Consider the following 7,648-nt stretch of genomic DNA (forward strand, 5'->3'; position numbering starts at 1 on the left):
TCAGTCGATTTCTCATGTGCAAATAAGTCTAGCTGGCTTAAACAGCCTTTTAGCCATGAACATGAGAATTGTAACAGGTAGCCTAGCGTCCCCCATGCAAAGCAACCGATACCCAGCAGGGTGCCGGCTTGACACGCGATATGGGTGGGGCTAATTTGACGCCATCCGTTACATCTTTTGTTTGGGAGGCGGCGATGAAGGTCTTGACCGGCGCCACACTTATCGACGGGACGGGGAGGAAGCCGGTGGCGGACGCGGCGGTGGTGATTGATGGGGAGCGGATTATGCAGGCAGGGCCGAGGGGGTCGGTGAAGTACCCGTCGTCGGCGGAGGTAGTGGACCTGAAGGGGCTGACGCTGATGCCGGGGCTTATCGACTGCCACGACCATTTGAATCACCACACGTACAGCTTGATGGACCGGTGGGAGCTGGACGCGCCGGCGAGCTACCGGGCGCTGCGGACGGCGACGGTGCTGCGGGAGTTGCTGGAGATGGGATATACGGCGGTGCGGGAGGGAGGCGGGCTGGACGCTGGGTTCAAGCAGGGGATTGAGGACGGGCTGATCCAGGGGCCTCGATTGATGCTGAGCGTGACGCTGATATCGCCGACGGGGGGGCTGGCGGACGTGCGGAGCCCTTCGGGCCATTGCTGTCCTGTGCCGACAAGCCTAAGCCTGCCGTCAGGGGTGGCGGACGGGGTGGACGCGTGCCGGGCGAAGGTGCGGGAGATGCAGCGGGTGGGAGCGGACGTGATAAAAATAGCTAGCACGGGCGGAGCGTCGTCGCGGCCTCGACACGGGCCTTTCGACCACGAGTTCACGCGGGAGGAACTGGACGCGATTGTGAATGAGGCGCACGACATGGGGATGAAGGTGATGTGCCACGCGCTGGGCGGGCCGGGGCTTCGGCGGGCCATCGAGGCGGGGGTGGACAGCATTGAGCACGGGACGTATTTGACGCAGGACCCGGACGTGATACCGATGATGGCGGAGAAGGGGATTTTTTACGTGCCGACGCTGCTAGTTTATGTATTTCATAGGGACAACCCGATGAAGCATTCCAGGGAGAGGGCGAGGGCGCTGGAGAAGGCGCATAAGGAGAGTGTGAGGGCAGCGATGAAGGCGGGGGTGCGGGTGGCGGCGGGAACGGACTCGGGCGGCTGGGGCCATCCGCTGAATTCCAGGGAGGTGGAGCTGCTGACGACGGTGGGAGGGCTGAGCAATATGGAAGCGTTGCAGTCGGCGATGGGGATAGCGTCGCAGTGCCTGGGGATGGAGAGGGAGATAGGGACGGTGGAGAAGGGGAAGCTGGCGGACCTGGTGGCGGTGGCGGGAGACCCGCTGAAGGATATCAAGGTTTTGCAAGATAAGTCGAAGATTCGGATGGTGATGAAGGGGGGGGAAGGAGGTGGTGAGGAGGTAGGGGGAAGCAGACGAAGGGCTGTATAATTCGTTGAAGATACGGGATGTTATACGGCTGCTAGAGAGAGATGGCTGGTATTTAGTAGTCACCAAAGGCAGCCACAGGCAATACAAACACCCCGATAAGAAGGGGAGAGTGACAGTAGCTGGCGATCCTGTAGATGACCTGTCACCTGGTACACTAAATAGCATATTGAAGCAGGCTGGACTCAAGGGGAAGTAAATAATGAAACGACAATTTTTAGTTGTGATTGAAAAAGCTAATAAAAACTATTCAGCGTATTCGCCGGACCTCCCAGGATGTATCGCGACTGGGAAGACCAAGGTGGAAGTGGAGCAGAATATGAAGGAGGCGGTGGAGATGCATATCAGGGGCCTTCAGGGTGATGGTCTTCCGGTTCCACATTCCAGCGCGTCGGCGGAGTATGTGTCTGTTGGAGTCTAGTCAGTCCTAATCTCCTCAATTTTAAAATTGCTGGTGATTTTGGCGACGCCGCGCATGGTGGCGCCGACGGAGCAGTATTTGTTTTCGGATAGGTGGATGGCGCGTTGGACTTTGGCCTGGTCCAGGCTGCGGCCTTTGAGGGTGTAGAGGAGGCGGACCTGGCGAAACTCCCAGGGCGGGTTGGGGGCCTGGAGGCCTTCGACGGAGACTTCCAGGGATTGTAGGTCCTGGCGCTGCTAGCGGAGGATTTCGGCGATGTCGATGGCGGAGCAGGCAGCGAGGGCGGAGAGCATGAGGTAGGCGGGCATGAAGCCGTCGAAGGGGGAGCCGTCATCGGCGGGGGCGTCGACGGTGAGGGAGTGGCCGTGGCCGTCGTCGAATAGGAACTTCATGCCGCCTTGCCACTGACCGTGGACTTTTATTTTGGCCCCCGACACCATAGCGACACCTCCATTGGAAATGAGGCCATTGTAGCGTCAAAAATTCTTTGACGGTTTTTCCTCGCGCCTTTAATATGTCGAGATGCTGACCAAGGTACGCACATGCGCCGTGGTAGGCCTCCAAGGGTCTGTGGTGGAGGTAGAGGTGGATATTTCAGGGGGAGGCACCCAAACTTTTTCATTGTGGGGCTGCCGGACGCGGCTGTGCAGGAGGCGCGGGAGCGGGTGCGGTCGGCGATACGGAACTCAGGGTGCGAGTTCCCGGTCAGGCGGATAACGGTAAGCCTGGCGCCTGCGGACTTGAAGAAGGAAGGGCCGGCGTACGATTTGCCCATAGCGGTGGCGATTTTGAAGGCCACGGGGCAACTATCGCCGGTGGAGGACAAGAGTGTGTACCTGGGGGAGCTGGCGCTGGACGGGTCGGTGCGGCACACCCGGGGGATTCTGCCGATGGTGGCGCTGGCGAGGGACCGGGGATTTTCGCCGATATACGTGCCTTCAATTGACGCGAGGGAGGGGGCGCTGGTGCAAGGGGCGGAGGTGCTGCCGGTGGACACGCTGGGGGGGCTGGTGGCTCACTTGCGGGGTGAGGCGTCGATTAAACCGTTCAGGGCTGAGGACATGGCCGCCGCGTCTGAAGACGGAGCCGTCATGGGGCCGGACCTGTCGGATGTGAAGGGACAGGAACACGCGAAGCGGGCGGTGGAGGTGGCGGCGTCGGGCGGGCACAACCTGGTGATGACAGGGCCGCCGGGGAGCGGGAAGACGCTGCTGGCGAGGACGCTGCCGTCGATACTGCCGACGATGACGACGGAGGAGGCGCTGGAGGTCACGAAGATATACAGCATTGCGGGGATGCTGCCGCCGGACCAGCCGCTGGCGAGGCAGCGGCCCTTCCGGTCGCCGCACTACACGGTGTCGCACGTGGCGCTGGTGGGCGGCGGGAAGATTCCCAGGCCGGGGGAGGTGACGCTGGCGCATCGAGGGGTGCTGTTTCTGGACGAGCTCCCGGAGTTCACGCACATAGCGCTGGAGACGTTGCGGCAGCCGCTGGAGGACCACGCAGTGACCATCAGCCGGGCGCAGGGTAATGTGACGTTTCCGTGCTCGTTTATGATGGTGGCGGCGATGAACCCGTGCCCGTGCGGGTTTTATTCCGATCCGAAGAGGCATTGCACGTGCGCGCCGTCGCTGGTGTCCAGGTATCAGAAGCGGATCAGCGGGCCGCTGTTGGACCGGATGGACATGTTTGTGGAAGTGCCGCCTCTGGAGTACGAGAAACTGATGGATAAGTCGGACGGGGAGGACTCGGCGGCGGTGCGGCGCAGGGTGGAGGCGGCGAGGGAGGCGCAGAGGAGGCGGTTCAAGGGGACACTGATTGCCAGCAATTCAGAGATGGGGCCGGCGGAGGTGTGGGAGTGGTGCCAGGTGGAGGAGGGGGCGCAGGCGTTGCTGCAAACGGCGATGAAGCAGCTTAACTTGAGCGCGCGGGCGTTCCACAGGGTGCTGAAGCTGTCGAGGACGATAGCGGACCTGGCGGGGAGCGAGAGGATAGGGGTGGCACATCTGGCGGAGGCGCTGCAGTACCGGCCGAAGTGGGTGGAGTAACGGGGCGAAACGGATTGTCCTAGGCCGCCACGCCAGAAGAGCGGTACGATTTATGAAGATCGATATGGCGGATATCATTGCTACACTTGAACATCCCGACTCTATCATCAATAAAAGGTCGTTCCAATGCAATCAAAAGAACAGGCGACCACTTTCTAAGAGTTACCTACAAAGAAGAGGCTGATCATGTTCTTGTCGTCACAGTAACGCCTAGAAAACGGACCTGGTAGGAGGAATCTATGCTGATAACCTATGACCGAGAGACTGATGTGCTTTATATAGAGTTGCGACAGGCTACTCCCACCGATTCTAAGGATATAGAGGAGGGAGTTACTGCTTTGTTGGACGACAAAGGGCACATTGTTGGCCTTGAGCTTCTCGATGCCAGTGAGCGTTTAGGCAAGGAACAACTACACTCCGTGACGCTAAAAGACCTTGCATGGGAACCTGCTCTTCTGGGAAGTTAAAGCCGAGACCACGGTTCTGTGCCGGCGTTTTCGCTTTAGGATGGGCTAATGGTTAATCCACGCCGCCGGCGACGTACTCGCCGTCTTCCCAGGCGGGGTCTGCGGTGAGGAGGGCGCGCATCTTCTGGTACCACTGGTCCTGGGCAGGGTCGTCGGCGTTGGCCATATAGGCCTGCTTGTCTTTGAAGATGGCGACAGCGATGTAGTCGCCGGCGGCGCCCTTATCGGGCTTCATGAGAAAGCCGCCTACGGCGCCTTTAACCTTGGGCTTACGCTGCTTTTCCCAATCTTTAAAGAGTTCGATAAGCTTCTGGCCCTGGCCTTGCTTTACTTTGAGACGGGCGATGGTGCCGTACATAGTCGCACCTCCCTGAACTGTCAGATAGCGTCAATTGTACAAAAATCCAGTACTATGCCAGGGCTATTTCTTTAGGAAGCAGTTAGAGATATATTTCTGGACGGTTAACGGGACAATTTTTTGCGAGGGTATGGACAAGTTGGAATCCTTAAAGGTATCTGTGACACTGCCGACGACGCCGCAGCGCATATATGAGGCGTGGCTTAACAGCAAGGAACATAGCGCTTTCACCGGGGGACGCGCCAGGGGGAGCGGGAAGGTGGGCGGGGCTCTCAGCGCGTGGGATGGGTATATCAGGGGAAAGAATCTGACGCTGGAGCCGTACCGCCGCATTGTGCAATCGTGGAGGAGCAGCGAATTCCCGGAGGATAGCGAGGACTCCAGGCTGGAAGTGGTGCTGGAGGAGGCGGAGAAGGGGACGAGGCTTACTTTAATACACACCAACATACCGGATGGGCAGGGAGAGATGTACAAAGAGGGCTGGAGGGACAATTATTTCCAGCCTATGAAGAGGTATTTCAAGACGAGTTAAATAAGCAGGCTACTGAGCGCGGCGGGAGGCGCCCCCTCCTCCCGATCTGCCTCCTCCAAAGCCGCCGAACCCGCCTCCCCCACCCCTGCCTCCCCAGCCACCGGAGAAGCCGCCCCAGGAGTTACGCCAGGCGGTGCTCTTGCCGCTCTTGCGCTGGTGTTTGTAAGCGCGGGAGAGGAAGACATCCATGAACAGGCCAAAAACTCCCATCAGCGGGCCAATGATGACGCTCCACAGCACTGTGCCGGCGACCCAGCCCACCAGAACGCCTACCGCAGTGCCCCATAGAGCGCCCAAGACCACTTCTTTGGTGCGGGCCATGTAGGAAATTAAGTAGATGCTGCCAATGGCGAGGGGAAGGAAGAGCCATGAGTAGTCGCTGTGGCGGTGGAGAGGGTCTACCTTAGGGGGGCGGACGGCGCCGGGCTGGTAGCCGTTGTCGATGACAGCTTTGGTGATGGCCTGGGCCCCTTTGAAAATGGCGGAGGAGTAATGACCGGCCTGGTAATCAGGAACAACTTCGCTGTCCAGGATGCGACCAGCCTGGCCGTCGGTGAGGTACGGTTCCATGCCGTAGCCGACCTCTATGCGCAGCCAGCCTTCTTCCCGGTCGACGAGAAAGAGGATGCCATTATCATGGCTCTGCTTGCCAATTCGCCACTCCTGGAAGAGACGGACGGCGTAGTCTTCCACGGTGGTCCCGCCCAGATCCGGGACAGTAACGACGGCAAGCTCAACGGTGGTCTCTTGCTCGAACTGGCGCAGCGCGCTTTCCAGGTCTGACTCCACACTGTCTTCAATGATGGACGCGAAGTCGTTGACGAAGCCTACGGGTTTCGGGAACTCCAGGGCTTGGGCGGACCCGATGGCGAGCAAAGCTAGAAGTAAAGGCAGAAGAACAGGGAGACGCCAACGCACCTAGAACTGCACTTGGGGAGGCTCAGTAGAGCCTGGAGTTGGTTGGAAGAACTCACGCTCGTCATAGCCGAACATGCCGGCGATGATGTTGCTGGGGAAACGCTTGACGGCGTTGTTATAGGTGCGGACGCTCTCGTTGTAGCGAGAGCGTTCCACGCCGATGCGGTTTTCGGTGCCGGCCAGCTCGTCCATAAGCTGGGTGACGTTGGCCTGGGAGCGAAGCTCGGGGTAGTTCTCGACGATGACCAGGAGACGGGACAGAGCGCTTTCCAATTGGCCGGCGGCCTCGGCGCGGTCGTCCACGGTGGCAGCGCCGGAATAGCGGGCGCGGGCGTCGGCCAAGCGCCCGAAGACCTCCCGCTCCTGCTCAAAGATGGCTTGAACGGATGCGACCAGGTTGGGGATGAGGTCGAAGCGCCGCTGAAGCTGGGCCTCCACGTTAGACCACTGGCCCTCCACAGACTGGTCCTTTTCCACCAAGCCATTGTAGGTGGAGCGCACATACAGCCCTATGACCAGCGCGAAGATGACAAAGAAGCCGACGACGCCGAGAAGGATAAAGAGGCCGGTGCGCTGGTTCATAGGAGTATTATCTCAGAAACTCGCCAAGTTAGATTTTATTGAGGCTCCAAGATTAGAGGGCGTCTTTGGACTAGGGTTTGGGCAGGGGCCATTCTTTGCGGAGGTCGGTGAGTTTGCGGCCTTTGGGCAACTCCTGTCGCATCCAGACTTCGCGCTTTTCCATTTCCTGGCAGAACTTGAGGAGGCGGGCGGCGTCTTTAGAAGAGGCGACGACTACGCCATCGTCGTCAGCGATTACGAGGTCACCGGGGCTGACTACCACGCCGCCGACGTGGACTGGAACATTGACGGCGCCTTCGTCGACGCCGTGGCGCTTGATGGTGACAGCGGAGGTGCCTCGGGCGAAGGTGGGGAATTTGAGGGCGGCGAGAGCGGTCTGGTCGGTGACGGCGCCGTCAGAGACGAGGCCAATGACACCGGCTTCCATGGCGCCGATGGCGGCGAACTCGCCCCAGTTAGCGATGCGAGTGTCGCCGCCGCGGTTCATGACCAGGACATCGCCGGGCCTGGCGATGTCCAGGGCTTTAGCGACGGCGGAGTCCACCTGGGGGTAGGCCTGGACGGTGAGGGCGGGGCCGACGAGCTTGACAGGCTTCCAGATAGCGCGGATGGCCGAGTCCATACCGGAGTCCAGGGCGTGGCCCAGGGAGGCGGGGGCTATCTTCTTATAGGCCTCGATGAGACCTTTGGAGAGGGTATCGTTGCGGGGGTTGACGGTGATCATGGCGCCTCCTTGGCCGGCAGCGGCTGGTCTATCGAGGGCCTCATGATACCACTCGCGCGCCAGCCGCAGGAACCAACTTTTCGTGGTTAAGGTCCCGAGGGGGGGGGGGGGGGGGGGGGCGGGGGGGGGGGGGGGAGGGGGGTGGTTAGAAAG

Annotated in this window: 11 protein-coding genes and 1 pseudogene; 6 read left to right on the forward strand and 6 right to left on the reverse strand. The window is 60.2% G+C overall.

What is annotated here, in order from left to right:
- Positions 1-128 precede the first annotated feature (128 nt).
- The 3 genes from FJ320_12550 to FJ320_12560 are packed head-to-tail and all read left to right on the forward strand — an operon-like array spanning position 129 to position 1,866.
- Positions 129-1,448, forward strand: coding sequence for an amidohydrolase family protein (locus tag FJ320_12550; GenBank protein MBM3926777.1), 1,320 nt, complete (start codon positions 129-131; stop codon positions 1,446-1,448).
- Positions 1,449-1,452: 4 nt separating this feature from the next.
- On the forward strand, positions 1,453-1,644 hold the full coding sequence (locus FJ320_12555; GenBank protein ID MBM3926778.1) for a type II toxin-antitoxin system HicA family toxin: 192 nt from the start codon (positions 1,453-1,455) through the stop codon (positions 1,642-1,644).
- A 3-nt stretch (positions 1,645-1,647) separates the two neighbouring features.
- Positions 1,648-1,866, forward strand: coding sequence for a type II toxin-antitoxin system HicB family antitoxin (locus tag FJ320_12560; protein MBM3926779.1), 219 nt, complete (start codon positions 1,648-1,650; stop codon positions 1,864-1,866).
- Here the strand turns inward: FJ320_12560 and FJ320_12565 are convergent.
- Both FJ320_12565 and FJ320_12570 read right to left on the reverse strand, forming a co-directional pair.
- Positions 1,863-2,081, reverse strand: a complete 219-nt coding sequence (locus FJ320_12565) for a hypothetical protein (GenBank protein MBM3926780.1) — start codon at positions 2,079-2,081, stop codon at positions 1,863-1,865. The two genes, FJ320_12560 and FJ320_12565, sit on opposite strands and share 4 nt — an antisense overlap.
- A gap of 21 nt (positions 2,082-2,102) precedes the next feature.
- Positions 2,103-2,306: a hypothetical protein gene (locus tag FJ320_12570; protein ID MBM3926781.1), complete on the reverse strand. Its 204-nt coding sequence runs from the start codon at positions 2,304-2,306 to the stop codon at positions 2,103-2,105.
- An 82-nt stretch (positions 2,307-2,388) separates the two neighbouring features.
- Here FJ320_12570 and FJ320_12575 point away from each other — a divergent pair.
- Together FJ320_12575 and FJ320_12580 are read left to right on the forward strand one after the other, a co-directional pair.
- Positions 2,389-3,914 (forward strand): annotated as a pseudogene (locus FJ320_12575) (YifB family Mg chelatase-like AAA ATPase).
- 239 nt (positions 3,915-4,153) lie between these two features.
- The gene (locus FJ320_12580; protein MBM3926782.1) at positions 4,154-4,381 is read left to right on the forward strand and encodes a DUF2283 domain-containing protein; all 228 of its coding nucleotides are present in this window, start codon (positions 4,154-4,156) and stop codon (positions 4,379-4,381) included.
- A 52-nt stretch (positions 4,382-4,433) separates the two neighbouring features.
- Here FJ320_12580 and FJ320_12585 read toward each other — a convergent pair whose 3' ends face one another.
- Positions 4,434-4,739, reverse strand: coding sequence for a hypothetical protein (locus FJ320_12585; GenBank protein MBM3926783.1), 306 nt, complete (start codon positions 4,737-4,739; stop codon positions 4,434-4,436).
- A 130-nt stretch (positions 4,740-4,869) separates the two neighbouring features.
- On the opposite strand from FJ320_12585, the gene FJ320_12590 reads away from it, so the two are divergent.
- Positions 4,870-5,271 carry a hypothetical protein gene (locus tag FJ320_12590; protein MBM3926784.1) on the forward strand — a complete coding sequence of 134 codons (402 nt, stop codon included), beginning with the start codon at positions 4,870-4,872 and terminating at the stop codon, positions 5,269-5,271.
- 9 nt (positions 5,272-5,280) lie between these two features.
- Here the strand turns inward: FJ320_12590 and FJ320_12595 are convergent, their stop codons facing one another.
- The 3 genes from FJ320_12595 to FJ320_12605 all read right to left on the reverse strand — a co-directional run bounded on the left by FJ320_12595 (position 5,281) and on the right by FJ320_12605 (position 7,495).
- Positions 5,281-6,189, reverse strand: a complete 909-nt coding sequence (locus FJ320_12595; GenBank protein ID MBM3926785.1) for a TPM domain-containing protein — start codon at positions 6,187-6,189, stop codon at positions 5,281-5,283.
- The gene (locus FJ320_12600; GenBank protein ID MBM3926786.1) at positions 6,190-6,771 is read right to left on the reverse strand and encodes a LemA family protein; all 582 of its coding nucleotides are present in this window, start codon (positions 6,769-6,771) and stop codon (positions 6,190-6,192) included. It abuts the gene before it with no gap.
- Between the two features lie 70 nt (positions 6,772-6,841).
- Complete coding sequence (locus tag FJ320_12605) at positions 6,842-7,495, reverse strand: RraA family protein (protein ID MBM3926787.1); 654 nt, start codon at positions 7,493-7,495, stop codon at positions 6,842-6,844.
- Positions 7,496-7,648 lie beyond the last annotated feature (153 nt).

The organism is SAR202 cluster bacterium (assembly GCA_016872285.1).
In the GTDB taxonomy this organism is placed as follows: Bacteria; Chloroflexota; Dehalococcoidia; order Lucifugimonadales.